Annotated in this window: 16 protein-coding genes; 7 read left to right on the top strand and 9 right to left on the bottom strand. The window is 38.3% G+C overall.

The window, feature by feature from the left end:
- Positions 1-44: 44 nt before the first annotated feature.
- Both ygjK and D0907_RS20845 read right to left on the bottom strand, forming a co-directional pair.
- A complete protein-coding gene (ygjK, locus tag D0907_RS20850) occupies positions 45-2,414 on the bottom strand; it encodes an alpha-glucosidase (RefSeq protein ID WP_118845654.1) in 2,370 nt (789 codons plus the stop codon).
- Positions 2,415-4,166 carry an MFS transporter gene (locus tag D0907_RS20845; protein WP_118845651.1) on the bottom strand — a complete coding sequence of 584 codons (1,752 nt, stop codon included), beginning with the start codon at positions 4,164-4,166 and terminating at the stop codon, positions 2,415-2,417.
- 65 nt (positions 4,167-4,231) lie between these two features.
- Between D0907_RS20845 and D0907_RS20840 the strand changes: the two genes are divergently transcribed.
- Positions 4,232-6,709 carry a hypothetical protein gene (locus D0907_RS20840; protein WP_118845649.1) on the top strand — a complete coding sequence of 826 codons (2,478 nt, stop codon included), beginning with the start codon at positions 4,232-4,234 and terminating at the stop codon, positions 6,707-6,709.
- Between the two features lie 409 nt (positions 6,710-7,118).
- Here the strand turns inward: D0907_RS20840 and D0907_RS20835 are convergent, their stop codons facing one another.
- Positions 7,119-9,893, bottom strand: a complete 2,775-nt coding sequence (locus D0907_RS20835; RefSeq protein WP_208706596.1) for a collagenase — start codon at positions 9,891-9,893, stop codon at positions 7,119-7,121.
- 435 nt (positions 9,894-10,328) lie between these two features.
- Entirely contained in the window at positions 10,329-10,475 is a 147-nt protein-coding gene (locus tag D0907_RS21120; protein WP_162898095.1) for a hypothetical protein, read from the bottom strand.
- A 159-nt stretch (positions 10,476-10,634) separates the two neighbouring features.
- On the opposite strand from D0907_RS21120, the gene D0907_RS20830 reads away from it, so the two are divergent.
- Both D0907_RS20830 and D0907_RS20825 read left to right on the top strand, forming a co-directional pair.
- On the top strand, positions 10,635-11,342 hold the full coding sequence (locus tag D0907_RS20830; RefSeq protein ID WP_118845644.1) for a hypothetical protein: 708 nt from the start codon (positions 10,635-10,637) through the stop codon (positions 11,340-11,342).
- 82 nt (positions 11,343-11,424) lie between these two features.
- Positions 11,425-12,216, top strand: a complete 792-nt coding sequence (locus D0907_RS20825) for a hypothetical protein (protein ID WP_118845642.1) — start codon at positions 11,425-11,427, stop codon at positions 12,214-12,216.
- 126 nt (positions 12,217-12,342) lie between these two features.
- Here D0907_RS20825 and D0907_RS20820 read toward each other — a convergent pair whose 3' ends face one another.
- From D0907_RS20820 to D0907_RS20810, 3 genes are all read right to left on the bottom strand, one after another.
- A complete protein-coding gene (locus D0907_RS20820; RefSeq protein WP_118845640.1) occupies positions 12,343-12,672 on the bottom strand; it encodes a hypothetical protein in 330 nt (109 codons plus the stop codon).
- A gap of 84 nt (positions 12,673-12,756) precedes the next feature.
- Positions 12,757-13,029, bottom strand: coding sequence for a hypothetical protein (locus D0907_RS20815; protein ID WP_118845639.1), 273 nt, complete (start codon positions 13,027-13,029; stop codon positions 12,757-12,759).
- 24 nt (positions 13,030-13,053) lie between these two features.
- Positions 13,054-13,572, bottom strand: coding sequence for a hypothetical protein (locus D0907_RS20810; protein WP_118845637.1), 519 nt, complete (start codon positions 13,570-13,572; stop codon positions 13,054-13,056).
- 165 nt (positions 13,573-13,737) lie between these two features.
- On the opposite strand from D0907_RS20810, the gene D0907_RS20805 reads away from it, so the two are divergent.
- Genes D0907_RS20805 through D0907_RS20790 form a run of 4 tightly spaced genes read left to right on the top strand, consistent with a single transcriptional unit; the run spans position 13,738 to position 17,696 of the window.
- Entirely contained in the window at positions 13,738-14,874 is a 1,137-nt protein-coding gene (locus D0907_RS20805; RefSeq protein ID WP_118845635.1) for a PD-(D/E)XK nuclease-like domain-containing protein, read from the top strand.
- A 60-nt stretch (positions 14,875-14,934) separates the two neighbouring features.
- Positions 14,935-15,720, top strand: coding sequence for a recombinase RecT (locus D0907_RS20800; RefSeq protein ID WP_118845633.1), 786 nt, complete (start codon positions 14,935-14,937; stop codon positions 15,718-15,720).
- Complete coding sequence (locus tag D0907_RS20795) at positions 15,720-16,634, top strand: hypothetical protein (protein WP_118845631.1); 915 nt, start codon at positions 15,720-15,722, stop codon at positions 16,632-16,634. The genes D0907_RS20800 and D0907_RS20795 overlap by 1 nt, the downstream gene beginning before the upstream one ends.
- Positions 16,635-17,696, top strand: coding sequence for a hypothetical protein (locus D0907_RS20790; protein WP_118845629.1), 1,062 nt, complete (start codon positions 16,635-16,637; stop codon positions 17,694-17,696).
- Positions 17,697-18,009: 313 nt separating this feature from the next.
- On the opposite strand, the gene D0907_RS20785 is transcribed toward D0907_RS20790, so the two are convergent.
- Both D0907_RS20785 and D0907_RS20780 read right to left on the bottom strand, forming a co-directional pair.
- The gene (locus D0907_RS20785; protein WP_062566918.1) at positions 18,010-18,342 is read right to left on the bottom strand and encodes a DUF6488 family protein; all 333 of its coding nucleotides are present in this window, start codon (positions 18,340-18,342) and stop codon (positions 18,010-18,012) included.
- A gap of 41 nt (positions 18,343-18,383) precedes the next feature.
- Positions 18,384-18,908 carry a hypothetical protein gene (locus D0907_RS20780; protein ID WP_063704080.1) on the bottom strand — a complete coding sequence of 175 codons (525 nt, stop codon included), beginning with the start codon at positions 18,906-18,908 and terminating at the stop codon, positions 18,384-18,386.
- Between the last annotated feature and the right edge of the window lie 10 nt (positions 18,909-18,918).

Below are 18,918 nucleotides of genomic sequence, written 5' to 3'. Positions count from 1 at the left end.
GCCATAGTGTGATTAGTCTGGTGAACTGAATTAAACAGTGCCAATTATTGGCACCATTTACCTTGCTTTTGAGCAATTAGTAATAAGTGTGCTGCGCTCCATGAAAAGTTAGGCGCTCCTTGTTGCTCACCATTAAGCGGATTATAATTCTCACGTATTGGCGCATTAGAAAGCAAACCATTGGCATGATTTAATAGCTTTTCACTTAATTGCTGAGCTTGTTTGCAATAACCGTAATGACTCATACCTGCTAACCCAAAGTAAGCTTGATCAAGCCATACTCGTCCACGCCAATAAATATCCGCACCGAAAGCCGGATTAGTCAGCGCAGCACTGCCAAGCGGAACGTAAGTATTAAACTCATTGTTATCAAGCATTGTTTTTACCACATCACTGGCCTGTTCCATACTCGCTACTTGATTAAACAACGGTGACCACCCTTCAGGACCTTTGCCTCTTTTTACTAAAGTCCTCCCAGCGCAACCATTCGCTAAGGGGGTATCTGCTATTTCAATGTCGTAGTAGAAGCCTGTATTTTTATCAAACATGCACCGATTGATATAATCCCTTAACTGAGCGGCTTGCCTTAAAAAGTAACTTGCTTGGTGCGGTAACTTAAGCTGCTTCGCTATTTTACTTAAATAACGGTTATCAGCAGCCATATAAGAGGCTTGATCCACAGATTCTTGCAATAATGAATACCCAACTAATGTACCTGTATCATTACGATTTTCTGCAAAACCAACGTGCCAGTCACCACGAATCCCGCCGTTTTTTATATAACGATTTAACTGTTGATTATTTATAAAACCAAACACAGCAGCATCATCACGACCAGATTCCCAAGATGCGGCTGTTTGTGCCGGAACTTTAATTTCTAAGGTTGCTTCATCGTTTAGGTAAGTCCTATAGTTTTTTAAGCCACTTCTTGTTCGCCAACCTGCCGAGGTTTTTACATTAAATAATAACTTGCCGTCACGAGTATTATGAGCTTTATCAACCGTGGCACCATACTCTGGCACACCGTTTTTATTATGATCACGATTGCGTAGCCACCATCCACGATAAGCAACTAGTTTAGGGTATATGTGCGCGAGCCACTGAGTATCGCCTGTATTTTCAAACACCTGCCACACAGCCCAAGCTGCCAAGCTTGGCTTAGTATTACGCTCATTCCAATTTGTGCCGTCCCCACCGCGTTTTGCACTAAAATTATAGGCCACTAAGTCAGGTATAAATCCAGCATCCCATGGCCTGACAGCATCGTTTGGCGTTATTTGATGCTCAAACACAGCATTCAAATTTTGTTTAGCAAGCTCTGGATTAAATGTTACCAGTGCATATGCCTGCTTGTAGCTATCCCAAGGCCAAGTTTGATTACCTGAAAACCAGCGACCGGTCACGGCAGGACTAACGGTATCAAAACCTACTGCACCAGCTTTACTGCGCCAATTTCCAATTAACGTTTCAACACTTTTTACCGCAAGTTTTTGTAAGGCTGGCTGCTTGTTACTAATTGGCTGTGTCGCTTTATTTATATACTCTTGCCAACGTAATTTACTACGTGATAAATAGTGTTCGGGTTGCTTTAAAATTTCATCAACAATCTCTCTTTCACGTACCACGTCTTGATTATTTAATAAATATGAATAGCTTGTGTAGAATGTGCGATTGTTTTTTATGTGCGTTTTGCTTGAGTAACTTAGGTCGTCATGACGTGTTTTAACCGCTAATGTTTTTTTAAGCAATAACTGTGAACTCCCCGAGGTGAGCAGGTGTCCATGCGCCCTTACTTTGCCAAAACTAATCGCAATACTATTGCTGGTGACTTGCCATCGGGGGTTTAATTTCGGATAAACCACAAATGGCGAACGCCCCGCTTTTTCGGTGCCATTGTTAGCACGTAAATGGTTTATAAGTTTTCCTGTGAAATGTAATGTAACAGGCTCTGTGGTTTTAATCTGTGTTTTAACTAATGAAGTGCGATTTGTCACAAAGCGCAAAGTAAGCGTTATGTTTACCCCATCACCGCTTAGCTCTTGCACTAACGCGCCGGGTTCACTGTAAGCCCGCATTGCTAGCTTCACTTTATTGGCCTCATCGACTTTCAGGCCTTTATAAACAGTCAGCTTTTCTAGATAAGGCGCTATAAAATTTAAATACTCCTCAGTAACAATAGCAGGCCCGGTGAACGCACCGACGTTTTCATCTGTTGGTAGCAAATGTCCATGCCACGCGCCTAGATCAAAAAGAGGGCTAAAACGTTGGTGGCCGCCTTGCTCAAAGTCCTGCATATAATATGGGCTTCCGGTTCTATCTATTAAGTTTTTATAATCAACCACCTCACTAGCAGCAGCCTCACAATGACTGATTAAAAGCACGGTGATTAAAATAAACAGATTTTTAAAAATCATTTATTTAACCCTTTTGTATCGCGCTAATAAATAAAAACCAAATCCGGTAACTAGTGCAATGCCTGCAAATAATAGCCACATGATTTCGGGGGATTTTATCTCTTTGACTAAGTAACCATAACTCCACCCAGACAAAAATCCAGCAAATAAAAAGCCTAATGCCATAGATACAAAGTAATAACCCATAAACATAGCAGCACTGCCTGTTGGAGCTATGCTCGCTACATACTCTTGGCTTTTTGGAGAAGTGAGCATTTCACCAAAAGCAATTAATAATATAACCGTTACCACTACTAAACCGCCCAATTGGCTTAGTAATACCCCCGCGCTCATTAATAACAACACTAAAAAAGCACCTGCAGTGACAATTAAACCGCTTATTAGGACAGATATAACTTTAAAATGCTGGCATTTAACACTTACTATTATTTGTAACAGAACAATAGCTGCAAAATCTAAATTAATCAGGTATTCAGGGTTTACCTGTCGGTATTTAAGCCACTGCTGCGCCAATTGCATACTTTGCTCAGCCGAAAAGCTAGAAGCACTGGCTTGTTTAAAAAATAGCGCTATTTCAGCAACAGGAACATTAACTTTTAAGTGGACTAACTCTAGACGCACAGCCTCTAAATTTACCTCTTTGACTGGTGTTACACTATGAGTAGCAGCCAGTGTTTGCAGTTTGTTACTTAAAGCTTGAATATCAACATAAGCAAAAAAATCCACTGCTGATTGACCAAAGTAACTCAAGAGTACAACTAAATCTTGAGTATCAATATAGTCACGTATAAACAGAGGTAGAGTATAAAAAAGTTGGTTATATACCGTCCAAAACCCCGTTAATATTGCTAAATATAGTGCAAAACTACGATTGCTAACCCTTACCGGTTGTAGATACCATTTAGACGCTTTTTGCACGCTTACGCACTTATCCCATAACCAGTTCGCAGCTAACCAAATCGTAATTAGTGAAAAAGCTTGAGTGTACGTTAACCAGCTAACTCCCCCCGTCATTAAAATAATTACACTGGTAAACAGTAATAATGCGAAACGGCTGTTACCCAAAACATGTTGAGCTTGCTGTAAAACCGCTGCCGCACCTATGCTGCTACGTAGTTTACTGCTTGACTCACTGTAAAAAAGCAATGGAATAAAATTAATAACAATCCAAGATGCCGACATAATAAATACCGCATCCCAACTAATAGTCCTTAAATACCCAGCCACTAACGGGCCAATGAAGCCTCCCAAATTAACCATAGTGTAAAAAATACCAAAGCCTAATCCTCGGTTACTGTCGTTAGTATTTTGACTAATAGTGCCAACTACAACAGGTTTAAAGCAGGATGCACCAAAAGCGACTAACATTAAAATCATAAAGAACGAATTAAAATCAGTCACTTGACCTAAGAAGTAATAGCTTGGCGCCATCACAACAAATGAGCATGTAAACATTTTTTTATAGCCATAGCGATCGGCAAAAGCCCCAGTGATCACAGGTAATAAGTATAAAAAAAACGGAATTATCCCCTGTACGGCGCCTCGCTCTGCATCACTAAATCCGACCCCCCCTTGCTCAATGGGTGTGGTCATATATACCGACGATACTGCAAAAAAGCCATACCAAGCTAAACGCTCAAAAATTTCCATGGTATTAGCCAAGTAGAAACCTAACCCAAAGCTACGCCAAGTTTGTTTATTTTTATCGGTTCCCTGCTGTGCTGCTGATTGTAATTGTTGGTTATTATTCATAGTTTACTTTTTCAATTAAACGCAGTATTTTATATTGCATACAATATACAAACAAAGCAACTAAAATGACAAAAATTATATCTCTCACATTATTAACTTTACTACTCACTGCCTGTCAGCCCACGCCTAATACTAGTGCGAATAATAAACCTGATATCGGCAACATAAAAAGCGGCCCAAGTAAAATGCAAGCAAACATTACCGTCCAGGGCTATACCAGCACACTCAATAATATCGATATTGAGTTTTTAGGAAAAACAATTCCATATACATACAGCGATGGCAAAATAGGAAATAGTCGGGGCTACAACTGGTGGGTAAGTAAGCACTTTGCGCTAAAAAGTGATCTACCCAAAGAGAAGGTCACGCTATACTTAGAGCTACTTGAAATGGCATATCCACATTATGTTGCTTTATTTGGTATGGCTCCCCCAAATATTGAGCGCCAACGCATTGCAGTTGTTTATGGTAGTAGTCGCTCCCGTGTACGAGAAGCCATGCTTGATGATGGTTTTTTACGTGGGGTACATAAAACGGCCGGTGGTGAAACCATGTTTTATAACCGTGCCGGATATAATTTCCCCAGCCACCGTGAGCACCATCAGCGTTATATAGTTATTCACGAAACCATGCATGCTTTTCATATGGCATTAAACGGCCATTCAACGTGGGCACCTAATTGGATCACCGAAGGTTTAGCTGATTCGATTGCTCACCATGTTTATGATCCTAAGCAAAAACAACTCACCGTCATGGTATTTGATCGCGCCCCAATGAATTACATTGAAACCGGTTTAAAACAATATTACAGCGCAAATAAACCTACAATTGAAGAAATAAATGACGATCCAGCACTAAAACGTGGACTTAATTTTTTTATAATTCATTACCTTTTAAGCTCTCCTGAACGGGCACAGTACTTTGCTCACTTTATTGAAGAGCTAAGACTGGCGAACCCACACAGCGAAGCCACACTTTCAACAGCTAACTCACTGCTTAAAAGTACTTTTAAAAATTGGTCGGAAATAGAACAAGGTTTTGCTGATTTTGTAGAAAATATCCAACCTAGTTTCCATATTGTATCAGGGCCTTGGGAGCAAGACGGCAACGCTTACTGGCTACGTAATACTCAATCAACGGCGTTATCACGATTAGATATTAATCCCCCCTCTGCTGCCAACCACCCAGTCATGGACTTTCCAGCGCCAAAACCTAGTTCACTCATTGATGTAGCAAATAAAAACCAAGTGGCCGCGCTAATCGAGTTCGAAGCAGCTCAATTACATCGAGGAAAAATTGGCATAGCATTACAAGGAAAGCGTAACCAAAAAAACCAAAAATATCGCCGTACTTTTGTTGGTGAAGAGCAGGCTAGTGATGATCAATTGCTGATGCTGGTTGTTGAAGATAGCAGTCACTTAATTATAAATGTACAAAACTACGATAACTTTAAAACAAAGCAAATAGCCCTGACACCTGAGATAAAAGATGCATTAATTGCAGATAAGAAACTTGCAATAAACCTAACGCTCGAGCAAGCACAGTTACGCGTTAACTTACACGCTCAACGTGGTAGTAAGAAAGTAACCCAGCAGTTTTCTATTCCCCTGAATAAGCAAATGATTGCAACACTTAACAGCGAAAAGATCAGCTTGTTAGGTCAAAATAACAATCATAAAATCACTCCGTACTTATTTAACCCTACCCCTTCTCGCTTGTTGCCTATCACAGCAGAGAATGCGCTTACAAACCCTTGGCTTTTTAAAAATTATGATCTACTAAACCGAGTTTTTAAAACCTGTCAGCAACACGAGGGGTTTATACCACAATGCGATCTTGAGTTGAGTAATATTTTAGCAAAATTACCCTCTATAGAGCTGCATGATGAAGCCAGTTCTGAACTAGAGGCCTTAGAAAGTCAATATATAGCCACATTAAATAATGCTGGTTTTAGTACACTTTCCGGGGTTAAATCTGATATTTATTATCACCAACAGAAGCCTTTTTTAAGAGTGGTCAATCCAACTGATTCCCCTTTAGAAATTACTGCACAAGTATCACTCATAGATAGCGCTGATAAGCCAAGCAAAACTCATCAGCTAAAACGCAACTTGAGCTCAGGAACACATAATATCTCACTGCCAACAGAAATAAATGCTGATAAGATTACTATTGCGCAAACTCTCAAATGGAAGTCGTTAACGCACCAAACTACGCTCTCAAAGCGAGTAACCCCGTTTAATGGCGTTGAGTTTAATGTAGTAAAAACGAAAGAGCATGAAGACCATTGGTTAGTAGCGTTTAATTTATCTGGTCCTTATTCTGGAGAAACAACTGGGGACATTATTCTAACCTCGACATCATTCGAGCAAGCCACTCCCGCAAAATCTCAACAGAAAAGTGTTGATTTAGCACCTTATGAACAAAAAACATACACCTTCAAAGTAACAAAAACTGACAAACCACAACAGATTTCTGTAAAGGCCATTTTAAATGTTGATGGTGAGCCTATTCGCCTTATTCAAGAGCTAACTTTGTCCTAAGCTTAACAATAGGACAAACGCCACTTTCGCAAGAAAGTGGCTTTAATCTTCTCTTTAGATAACCATTGTTTAGTCCAGCGTTAACTGAGTTGATGTTGCTTTCTTTCTCTTGGTATTCAGCCACCTTTGGCCTAATTTAATTACCTTTCAATGCACTCATCAATATTGAAGTTGTCAGCTTTGGCGACACTTTTGCAACGTAAGTACAATTGAATGTTTATTTATCAACTTTACATCCAAGTAGTTCAATTTATAGTTAGTTTAAAACACCAGAAAAAAGCTAAAGGGGTGTTTTGACTTTGAAGAAATGAACCTTTGCATTTGTTTCTTTATAAAAAAAGAGCCACCAGAAAACTGATGACTCCATTATATAAAGTGCGTGAGATCACGCTTTAAGTTTATATATTAACTAACGACACCCTTGACTGTTAAAGTCGACGACTAAGCTTGCACCAGTGCTATTACCAGCTACTTTTAGGTAGCCCCAGTATTCACTCTGGCCTGAAATATAAATACACTCTCCATTTCCGCTATTATTTGACTCAGCCACTTCATTGTTACCATTTGGCCAACCACTTGCAGCGTAGCTTAGACTTAAATCACCACTACCATTAGCGGTGGTGATCGCAATACCATTTTGGCCTTGAACATCTGCAATGCTAAACCACATAGGATCGCTATTACCTAGACAAATTACTTCGCCATCATTTAAGCGGCCACTGCTTCGGCTACCTTGACTAGCACACACAGCTGGCACGTTAGAAGTCACTTGGGTAAATGATGCTGTTAACTGAACGTTATCAAATGCATTATAACCTCTAACCATCACATGGTATCGGCCTACTTGTGCAGGATTTATAGCACACGACTCTTCGTTACCACCAATGTAAGGGCGACAATCATATATAGCTTCACTCGGTGCTGCTTCAAAACTTACATATAAATCCGCATCACCTGTACCACCAGTTAAATTAAACATAAGGTCGCTGGCGCCTGAAGGAACATCAAAAGTGAAATATAAAAATTCATCTTGAGCGCCACTAATGTTAATTGGCTGGCTATTCAATAGCACACCATCATCAACACTACTGTCAGCTTCGATAGTTGCTACTGTAGTGACAGTTTGGCTTGCACCTTCATTATCAACCACAGTTAATGTTATGGTGTATTCTCCTGCACTTGTGTAACTATGAGTAGGATTTGCCAGATTTGAACTGCTACCATCGCCAAAGTTCCATTGATAACTGGCGATACTACCATCGCTATCATTACTGCCATTACTCGTGAAGCTAATATTGTTATTTTGCATGCCAGAATATGGGCCATTAATTTGTGCTACTGGTGAGGTATTAGTGCTCGTACCTGCAACTAAGTCATCGCACCACTGTACAAATTCATTCTCATAGTTATTGGCCCACTCTACAGTTTTTGATTTATAGGCACTCCAATTACCAGTGCGGGTATGAGCCAACATGGCATCAAGTTCGTTGTTGTGACGTTCAAACATAAAGCGAACAGCTAAGTAACCCCAACGATAAATTCGATCTTGATCAAATCCATCATAGGTGGTGTCAAAAATTTGCGCTAGTGTATAGCGCGAGCCATCACTAATAGTGGCTTTTGCAGCATCGTTGTTATTTAAATTAGCAACATACTCTGCAACCCCTTCAGACCACCAGACAATATCTTCTGTGGGTGCGTTAAAGTCACCATATAAGTCGAAACGGCCATCTAAATAGTGAACATACTCGTGCTCTAAGTTCCATACATAGTGCTCTGCATTGGCATAACTTGCTTCATAAGCTATAAAATTAGCTTGGTTGCCAGCTACAGATGGGTCACCTTCTAAATACATACCGCCATTGTTAGTATTTATACCAAAGATAGCACCTGCGTACTTGCTATAATCGTCACTACTGTCAAAAATATTTACTTGTAAAAAGTTATTGTTGTCATCAGCAACAGGGGTGTTATTTGTGGCTAGCTTATTATGAAAAAGCCCTTCTTCAGCGCCCATAGCATCACATGCTGCTGCATGTTGAATAGCCGTCATATTTTGCGAGCGAATTTTTATAGTACTACTACAGCTATAATTTTGTGACAACACTTGTTGAGTTAGTTCATCAACAAAGCCACAAATACCGTAGTCATTACAATCTGAGTAATAACTTACAGAATCAGCTGCTGCAAGCCATACTGCATCACCATAACCAAAACTGTTATAGGTGCTAAAAATAGCTTTCAAACCAGTATCAACACTTGCTTGTATTGGCGTGCCTGAATATTGTTTTAAACGAGCTAATTCACTGGCAGCGTTAACAATCAAGTATTGTGCATCTGAGTCTATCATCCACTGCTTTTGAGTAAATGCGCTTAGCTTAGCAACTAAGTCAGTATCAGTGCCGATAGCGGTTACAAATGCATCATTCCACTGGCCACGATAAAGTAGCGTGAAAATACCATTAACAGCACTACGCATATTCCATTTTGCAGCATAACTCTCATTGAAGCGCGTTAACCACTGCTTTACCACGTTTAAGTAACGATGCTGCTGCTCAGCACTATCCATAGTTATGATAACTTCAGCAAGTGTTTTACCGTGTCCATCATTATCATCATAAAAGTGGCTATTGTTTACAAATGCATCTATAGCATCAACTACTGCAGGTTGTACCCAAGAGCTAAAATTCACGTCAGCATTATAAAACTCAACATAAAAACCCGCACGCAAATATAAAAACAGCGCTTCTAAATCAACATCTCCACCACCAGCATAAGTCTGTGAGAGTGACTTAGCATGATTTGCAACGGCATACATGTTATCTGAACTATAAACCTGACTCTGAATAGAAGATGGCGCACTAAAAAGTTCATTAATGCAATTAGTACCTTGGCTCTTAAGTTCAGTGATAATTGCACTAGTGCTTGCACTTGCCATCGCAGCTAAATCACAACTGACAACGGCGGCTTGGCTGCGCATCATAAATTGATTAAGTTGTTGTGGCTGCTTTTGCAACTCAGCTATAGGGGCTTTTTCATTATGTTGGTGATCTACACCGTGATGATGTGTGCGCTCAACTTCTGCATTTTTTGGTGTAAACAAGCGCTCTTGCAGGTTAGCTGATTGAGCTAAAGAGCTTGCTCCAAGTATAGGTAGCGCCAGAATTAATGTTTTAATTTTCATAATTTACCTTTGATAATTATTGTTTTCTCTATCCAACTCGGAAAGAGAAACACTTTTGTAACATAAAATTATCACTGTATACAATATATTTTATATTTACATAACAGTGTAAGTAGATCCTGTTGATGGTTTGACGAAAGAAATAAGGTCTGAAGTTAATCTATATTTCAACTAAGAAAACAAAGTCATTAAATATTTAGGATGAGAAGTATTGCTAGAAAGGACAAAGCTGTAGATATGCGTAAATGTAAATACACCCTAAACTAAAGATAAACTTGTATAATGTAAAAGTAACGAAATTAACAGCTCTTAAAATTAAAATAGTTTTAAGTTGGCCACACTCAGGTCATCATTTGTTTAGATGTTAGTATTTACTATCTAGAAAAGGTAAGGGAGCAAATGGCGCTCTCGGAATGGTCGAGCCTGCAACTTAACCTACGTAGAGCAACGATTTTTATCTTTAATAATCAACCCTTGCCAACTTTCATATGCTGGGCCGCCTTGGTCTCCTCCACCAGTTACAACGATTACTTTACTGGGCAAAATAAATGACAACCCTAACAATATGGCGAATTTGTTCATGCAAAAATCCTTTAGTTTCTTCAATAACCCTCACAAATTTGGGGGTTATACGGATCATAAATGCTGTCCTGCTGATTTATCAAATTTAAGTTTTTTTTAAAATGCGCGTTTTTAAACATCCTGTATCGTTACTCTTGAAATTCAAATTTGGAGAAATACATGAAACCTTTAAAAGGTCACCTATTAATCGCGATCACTGTACTAACAGTTTCAGCATGTTCTAGTAACGGTATCCATGAAAAAATTGAACAGATAGAAGTTGCTCACCAAAAGCAAGTTGATAAAAAAACCGAGAAAATGGACCAACTCATTAATAGTATTCCAGATTGGTACTTAGATGTACCACAATCTGACTCAACAGGTGTATTTGGCGTTGGATACGGTTCATCAAACAAACCTCCTTTTGCATTAAAAGCAGCCGAGCTCAGAGCTAAATTTGATGTAGCAAAGAGCTTTAAACAGCTTATCTCTGGCCAAGAGCGTTCATATGAAAACCAGACTCTAGATTCAAATCTTGAGACTCAAATTAATATGCTTATTGATTCAATTGTCGAAGAAGTTAGTGTTGCCGGTGCGCAGAGAGTAAAGCGTGAATTGTATAATGTTGATGGAGTAGCAAATGCATATGTTCTTGTAAAAATGCCTTATGAAGAATATAACCGAGCAATACAGTCTTTGCGTGCTAAAACAGTAGAAGAGAAAGTGTCTGTTGCATTCGATGAACTAGAAAAGCGACTGCAGAATAGAAAGAGCGATGAACAAAAAGCAATTCAAGCCACTCACCAGCGTGATGTTGAGCTTAAAGAGCTTGAAATCAAAAAAGAGGTAGAGCTACGAAAAGCTGAGCAACCTCAAAATAAAAAGTAATTTTTTAAAAATATTAGATTTTTTTTTGCCTCTATATGTTGCGTATATCTGTACATTATTAAGCATACATATGGAGGCTTTTATGTTTACAAACCTGAATAAATACTCAAAATATCAAAACTCGAAGTGGTTTATCATTGCCATTTTACTTTGCTCTATTTTATCAATAGTTTATTTGCAATTACGTCACCCCGCTGACAACTCTATTTTAGAGCCAACTTTTGACTACTCAACTATTATCGATCACTTTAATGGCAAGCTTAACCAAGGTACATTTCTGTTCTCTGAACCGGTTACTTGGAACGGCCAATTTATTCCTGTTGAGAGTTATGCTGGAATAAACCTTAAAAGTTTAAGCAGCGAGTATGCTGATGGTTTAGTTTTATATTGGCTTCATCGTATAAAGTTTGCCTCTACTGAAGAGACAGGTGTCATAAAAGACAGTTTTGAGGCTGTAAAATCATTACCTTATGACATCAACGAAGCTAATTTAGAATTCTTAGATTGTAGCCTGACTGAAAGATGTGATTATAAAAAACTTATAAATAACTTCAGCAACTCAGCTTGGGTACCATTTTGGGCAATGAAGGCAGATATTGAGTATGTTAAGAGCAAAAGTGATGAACTAAATGAGCTTAACATTTCTGCTGTTAGTGACTTAGAGTTTTTCGAGCTTCGTAACAATGCCGGTCATGTTGAAATCATACCACCAGCACTTGCTGACTACTTAATAACCATACCTTTTTATCTGAATTGCGAAACCAACAATCAAAAGCTTTTGATGTACTTATACGAGGTTAAAACTAGGTTTCCACAGCTAAGCACTATAGTTGATGAATTCATGAGTATGGCTTCAGTTCACCAGTGCGAGTAAGTTGGCAACAAATAGATGCTATAAAATAGCCACCTAATAAAAATAGGTGGCTATTCTAATAAATGGACGTATTTAACTTAGCTGATTTAGACTGCTACTACTTAAAGTTCTAGTTTTGGTTATCAGCTAAAGACTTAATTGCTTTTTTATGGAAAACGGCCTCACCTCATCGTTAGAAAAGTGAACTTTGAAGCAAGGGTGAGTTGCCCAAACTCCTTCTACATGGCGCTTTTCATATGCGACACTGAAGCCTGTTATCAACCTGCCATTTAATTCATATCCGGGCGAATTATCACAGTACCGTTCAAAAACTTCTTTTAAAGACTCGAAGAGTTCGCCATTCTCTATTGTACCCTCTGGTAACAGCTCTACTTTTTGATTATTAAAATAATCAACAGCATCACCTTGTCTTTCAAAGTGCTTTCCAGCGAAACTCACAGGTTTTGACCTTCCCATTAATCACACCTCTTATACTTGAATTAATATGCTACCCCAATACAGCTCTACAAATGCTTGCTCTTAATGATCAAGTTATTATCGTTAACCTAATTGCAGATAGTTCCACGTTTTTAGTTTAAGACCCTTAGCAAATTCTTTGGCTTCACTTTTAGAAGGGAAGCCAAAAACTCCGGCACCCACTAAAGCTAAAAGTGCTTGCTGCTTATTTTTTATTACACTTGGTGAACATTCCCCAACTACATCACCATCAGCGTCATAAATGCAGTTTGTCCACTCAATTTCAGAGACTAATATAGGTATTCCATTTTTGTTATAGAATTTATATGGCTCTTTCAACGTCGTAATAAACCACATCAGGCAACTCCTTAATAAATAGAATTAATTTACAGAGTTCGACTTTTCATCAAATAAAGACAGCTGTAGCCGCTGAGTTGTTTCTAATAAATAATTTATCTGATTAATTAGAGTTTGCGCTGTGACTCCAAATGATATTGTCAGTAGAGTGCTTGAGTGTAAGTTTTCATTTTTTCTGAATAACTTCAGCCCAGGTACTGATTCATTGATTTCATTTATTGTGATCAAGTTAATGAATCTGTATTTTTCACTAAAATTGGCGACAATGTTTAACTCACCACATGGCGATTCTTCATTCCAATCTGTAAGTGCTATAACGTCCACTGTGAATGTAGAGGTTGCACACTCTATACGCTGTATTATTCCATCCACCGTCAAAATATTCTGAATGGTTAGATCCTCGAAATAATTTTTTATAATTTCGACCATTTCGCTTGGTAATAAATCGGTTATTTGATGGTGTGCTTCAACACTAAAATGAGTATCAGGTAAATCAGCGCTAAGGTTTCCAATAATATCTTTTAATGCTTTTCCTTCGAACATCGAGTTTCCTAGTTTAATTGTCCATAATAGCAATCTATATAAAATTAAAGATCGCGCTCAATTCTCATCATTAACTTTGAAGATAGGTTTTCTTCTTCAGTTCAGCACGAAAAAATCTCTATGACATGATGTTACTACTTTAAATAAGTAGAGCAAGGCAAGAACATGGCATCAGCAAATCTAAAAGTTCAAGAAACAGAAAAACCTACAGAGTGGTTTAACACTATTCTGCCTGCATACGATGATTTAGGTAATCCAAACTTTTTGGACTCTAATGGTGATCTTGTTGAAGGTATTTATAGCGGTGTGCCAAATTCTGTTTACCACAAATTAGATGCTCATAGCTCATCTCTGATTAAAGAGTTAGCGAAAAACACACCAGCTCATGTATTTCGTCAATATTTTTCTAATGAGGAAAGAAAACGAACTGCTGCACAAAGAAACACTCTTGATACTGGCACTTATGGTCATGAGTTAATATTAGAGCCAATTGGTTTTTATGATCGCTATTTCCGTGTACCTCTTGCCATTGAGTATCCTACAGCGCTTCACACAAGTGCTGAGCTAAAGGACGCATTAAAAGCCGCAGGTCAAAAGGTCTCAGGCACTAAATCAGAGTTAGTTAAGCGCTTGTTAGATGCTAAACCAAACACTCTAATTTTTGATGATTTGATTGCAAAATCCATAATTAAAGGCGCTGGAGTTAAAGCCTACAACGAAGCTGTAAAAATGGTCGAAAATAATAAGTGTTCTAGTCTATTAGCTGCTTTTAACGATGGAGCGTTGTCACACATAACCCATAAAACACCAATAGATGGTTTAGTCTGGGATGACGCCCATAGAATTTTGGATACATTCAAATCTCACGCTAGAGCTAAGCGATTAATTTCAAATGGCTTTGCGGAGCTTACTGTAATAGCGCGAGATCCTGACTCAGGATTAATGCTTAAAGTAAAATTCGATTACATTAACAAGCATGCAATTGCCAGTGATGTTAAGTCTACTCGTTCAGCCAATCCAAATAAGTTTAGATTCCAATGCCGAGATCTTCGATATGACGTTCAAGAGAGTTTCTATAAGTATGTTGCGAATTTAGCAGGTATTCCCGTTAAATTGTTTGCTTTTATCGGTGTTGAATATTTAGAGGCTGATATATGCGAGGTTTTTGAGATGAAACGTACCCGCCAGATGATTGCTCATAATGACATGAAGAAAGCAATTGCAACTCTTAAAGAATGTTTAGATAGTGAAAACTGGTATGGATACACCAAAAACGATGAGGTCGTTGTTATTGACTGGTAATAAGCGCGATTTTTTAAATCAAATATTCTAATTACATATCCAAGTTCAACGGTGAGCGTTATGAGTTTATCACTTCAAGAATATCAAAATTTATTGTATGGAAAATTAACAGCATGCAAAGGCCTGTTTGATGCTTATCTTTCCGAAAATGGTTATAAGCTAGACTTTAATACAGAGCTAAACTACGTCTATCAAATCGTTATGTCTGGATTAAACGTAGAATATAGCTTCCCTTACACTCCAGTTGAGTCCGTAATCAGTTCATTTTTAAAAGCTGCAAAAATAGGCCTTTCACTTTGCCCTACTGAGCAGCTTTGCTTTTTAAAAACTGAATATAGTGAATCATCAGGCCAATATGTGACTCAATTAGGATTAGGCTACAAGGGAATTCTTAAACTTGCTTACCGTTCTGGAAAAGTAAAACAAATTAATGCGAATGTTTTTTATGAAAAAGACAATTTCCAATACAACGGTGTAAATTCAAAAGTTACCCACACTACAACCGTACTATCTAAAGCAATGCGTGGACAATTAGCCGGTGGCTATTGTCAAACTGAGCTAATTGATGGTTCTTTTAAGACTACAGTCATGCCTCCTGAGGAGATTTTAGCTATTGAAGAGCAAGGTAAGGCGATGGGCAATGAAGCGTGGCTTTCAGTACATGTGGATCAAATGAGGGAGAAAACCCTTATTAAACGTCACTGGAAGACTCTCTGCCCTTGTATTTATAGAGATAGTGTTATGAATGACCCAATGTTGTTTGATGATCAAGATTGTCAGCACAGCTCCAATCAGCAAGCTTATGAAGAACAATTCGAAAGTGCTTATTCACGTGAGGCGTACTAATGTTATCAGTTCAAATTGAAAAGCTAATCAAATCTACTTCAGACAATATTAAACAGTGGGAAACATTGTTCAACTTGGCTTCACATTCTCATTATTCCGCTTTGATTAAAGAGTGCGCCCTAGATGACGTTGTTGCGACAATTAAAGAAATGGATATGCTGATCGGCTCTCTTAGTCCTGAGCTGCTTAACCTAGTAAACATAAGAGTTAGGAAACATCCCTACACTACTGCATATTGTCTGTTTCCTGCACTAAATACAGATAATGTAATTGCCTACCTTGAAACTCAAGGTATTGTAAAAAGCTATGAACTTGCAGTGGTTTATGACAACGATAAGTTTTCAATTGATGTTAGCTCAAACAAAGTATCTCACGTTAAAGGCGATAGCACTCAGGAGGCTTCATACTCTGGTTGCTATTTATTATTAGAGTTTGAAAATGGTACAAGCAAAGTTTGGTATATGGATGAGTATGAAATGCACTCTGCTTTTGATGCATGGCAAAACAACGTATTTGGGGGTATGGATGTATTCAACAATACACTTGAATGGGCTGGTTTTGCATTAATTCTTCGTGCCTTGAAAACACTAGACATGCAGGATAGTGTAATTAGCCATCCAATCTTACCCGTTTTAAAAAGCCGATTAACTTCATATTACTCTGATTTCTTTAAGTACTACAAAGAGGCTAATAACGATAAGTTTGCTAGCTGCGTAATTACTTCACAGTACGTTTCAACAGAAGGTGGAGAACTTGAAGAAGCATTAAAAAAACTAGATGACATCATTGAACCACCTGCAAATATTATCGTACTAGGCCAACATAACCGCCAAGTGAGTAATGAAGATACCGAAATGAATGAAGCATCAGAAGATCAGTGCGAATTTTATAACCTTGATTTTGGAGTTATCTGAATGATTAAAGTTGAGTCAGAAATTTTAAATAAATCGGGAAAGCGTGAGAACTGGCGTGAAATTGCATTTTTCGCAAGCGATGACGAAACACAGTTTGAAGTTCGAGAGTATTATGGCCAGCAAAAAATAAGTTATATGAAAGAAACGGCTCGCTTGCCATTCGACTGCCTTGGCATTGCTCGAATGAACTACTCTAACATGCTTCGAACTAGGGTTATTGATGGATATGAACCTATCGAGCAATTAAAGACTAAAGTTCCGTGTTTGCCATTTAGCAATTTTAAGCCTCCTATGTATAAGTGTGACTTTGACGTGCCTTTTGCAGAACAGCTTAGCAAAATAAATGACCCTGTTGTTATTCCTGTACAGCAAGGTAAGCGGGCTTATATAAAACTTGGCCAAGAATCGATTAATTCAATACAAGCTGTAGATATTAAAGGTAATGCTTTCACATTAGACAAAAACATTCAGGAAATGCTTGCCTCTAAAGTTGCAATTGGAAGCTTTGAAAGTGGCGTTTTAGAAACGTATATCCTCGATGATGGCTCAGTCTGCTTATACGATGTGATCATGCTAAATGGTACTGAGATTAACTCTAGCTATAAAGATAGACAGAAGTCATTAAAAGGAATGTTTGGCCATAAAAGTGGATTTACTTACCCGGATACGCTTGAAGCAAATACAGACCTTAAATCTCACCCTGGTAGACATTTTATTGTTAAAGACAATAGTGTGTCATGCTTGGATAGCAGAACCTTTGTAATACCAAATTTTTACAGTGTAAAAGTATTGATTGAGGAAAAGTATAGCTATAGACCAGGTTATTATAAGGTAATGTTTACAACACCTGAAGGATACGAGTCTATCGGTGATTTATATCATCCTCATGAAGAGTTGTATGCTAATACACAAATTCAAATAGCTTTTAAGAAAGTGGAAAACGGTAAACCGGTTAACTTTTGGTTTAGTCCCATTCAACATAAAAACAAGCTAAATTATGATGAAGACGGCACCGATATTTATCAGATGGCCCAACTCTCAGAGTTCTGGCATGGCTGTTAGTTATTAAGTTAGCTTGGTGTGGAAGAGGAATAAAGTTTCATACTAAACAGTCAAGTAACCCTGTTCGTACCGTTCTAAATGATACGTAACCCCAAAAAAAGATTCATACTAATTTCTACAACCAAGTCAGTATCGGGCTGCCACTGCGTATTAAAGTATCATACAGGTTTCTTCATCACAGCCTCAACCAACGCTTTCAAACTCGTTTTTGGACAAAAATGAGTTAGAGCCGACCAGTGGCTCTGTGTCATAAGCGTACTTGATACAAAACAAAGGCACCTCATGCATGTATCAAAAGGTGCCTTTTAATTGATTAAAAGTCGTTTTTATTTTTAACCGCTAATACTTGACCGTTTATTGCAATTTGGAAGTAAAGCTTATCTTCGTTGCTAGCATTAGATGCACTAACTACATAGAAATTGTCTTCAACGCTAGCAATCGAAAGTTGCGACTTATCAATATTTTTCCATGACTCATCTAACTTACCGACTTCAAAGCCAGCGTCTTTAAACGTCATCTTTTGAATATGTGTTGCAGCGATGCTAACAGCTTTCTGACCGCTGATGACACCATGATCTCCATGTGCCTGTACATTACTAGTTAGCAAGGCACCACAAAGCGCAACGATTGATATTAGTTTGTTCATTTTAGTCTCCATTTGGTATGAAATTCGTAAAGTTAAATTCGTTATTGTTTAAGGCCAATAACTTCGTATTGCCCTTTAACCAGTAGCTGTACTGACACTGGTTTATCTGATTTGTTTTTCCAATACCAACCATGAGAACCAGCAAATGGCGTGGTATAGCTGCCTTTCATTTCATTAGTTGTAGCAATAGCATAGCTTTCAAAATATCCCGTTGTGTCACCTTCAGGCTCACCATGTAAATCGAAGTACAATGGAGCACCATCGGTTAACCATTCATAAGACATTTTTTCATGCTGCTTCATATAAAATTTATATTCGATGCCGCGTCCCGCAGGGACTGTCACTTCTATTGTTTGAAACTCATCCGTGCCTTTAGTTGTCTCTAATGACGTTGTTTCCATTTCAACCGCTTGTGCAAGTTCTGTTAAACCTAACTTGTTGCCAATACCTGTCGGATCGATGTTGTACTCTGCTGGTAAGATAAAGGTAACCAGTGCAATAGCCGCGACAACGACTGCTGAAATACTCGCTTTAACGAGTGTTTTGGTACTAACTGTATGTTGCATAAAATTCTCT

This window comes from Pseudoalteromonas lipolytica, assembly GCF_003515105.1.
Lineage (GTDB): Bacteria > Pseudomonadota > Gammaproteobacteria > Enterobacterales > Alteromonadaceae > Pseudoalteromonas > Pseudoalteromonas lipolytica.
This window is presented reverse-complemented; position numbering and strand designations above follow the sequence as displayed.

Coding starts and splice junctions, on each gene's coding strand:
- ygjK (WP_118845654.1), bottom strand. CDS start 2,414: ATGATTTTTAAAAATCTGTTTATTTTAATCACCGTGCTTTTAATCAGT.
- D0907_RS20845 (WP_118845651.1), bottom strand. CDS start 4,166: ATGAATAATAACCAACAATTACAATCAGCAGCACAGCAGGGAACCGAT.
- D0907_RS20840 (WP_118845649.1), top strand. CDS start 4,232: ATGACAAAAATTATATCTCTCACATTATTAACTTTACTACTCACTGCC.
- D0907_RS20835 (WP_208706596.1), bottom strand. CDS start 9,893: ATGAAAATTAAAACATTAATTCTGGCGCTACCTATACTTGGAGCAAGC.
- D0907_RS21120 (WP_162898095.1), bottom strand. CDS start 10,475: ATGAACAAATTCGCCATATTGTTAGGGTTGTCATTTATTTTGCCCAGT.
- D0907_RS20830 (WP_118845644.1), top strand. CDS start 10,635: ATGAAACCTTTAAAAGGTCACCTATTAATCGCGATCACTGTACTAACA.
- D0907_RS20825 (WP_118845642.1), top strand. CDS start 11,425: ATGTTTACAAACCTGAATAAATACTCAAAATATCAAAACTCGAAGTGG.
- D0907_RS20820 (WP_118845640.1), bottom strand. CDS start 12,672: ATGGGAAGGTCAAAACCTGTGAGTTTCGCTGGAAAGCACTTTGAAAGA.
- D0907_RS20815 (WP_118845639.1), bottom strand. CDS start 13,029: ATGTGGTTTATTACGACGTTGAAAGAGCCATATAAATTCTATAACAAA.
- D0907_RS20810 (WP_118845637.1), bottom strand. CDS start 13,572: ATGTTCGAAGGAAAAGCATTAAAAGATATTATTGGAAACCTTAGCGCT.
- D0907_RS20805 (WP_118845635.1), top strand. CDS start 13,738: ATGGCATCAGCAAATCTAAAAGTTCAAGAAACAGAAAAACCTACAGAG.
- D0907_RS20800 (WP_118845633.1), top strand. CDS start 14,935: ATGAGTTTATCACTTCAAGAATATCAAAATTTATTGTATGGAAAATTA.
- D0907_RS20795 (WP_118845631.1), top strand. CDS start 15,720: ATGTTATCAGTTCAAATTGAAAAGCTAATCAAATCTACTTCAGACAAT.
- D0907_RS20790 (WP_118845629.1), top strand. CDS start 16,635: ATGATTAAAGTTGAGTCAGAAATTTTAAATAAATCGGGAAAGCGTGAG.
- D0907_RS20785 (WP_062566918.1), bottom strand. CDS start 18,342: ATGAACAAACTAATATCAATCGTTGCGCTTTGTGGTGCCTTGCTAACT.
- D0907_RS20780 (WP_063704080.1), bottom strand. CDS start 18,908: ATGCAACATACAGTTAGTACCAAAACACTCGTTAAAGCGAGTATTTCA.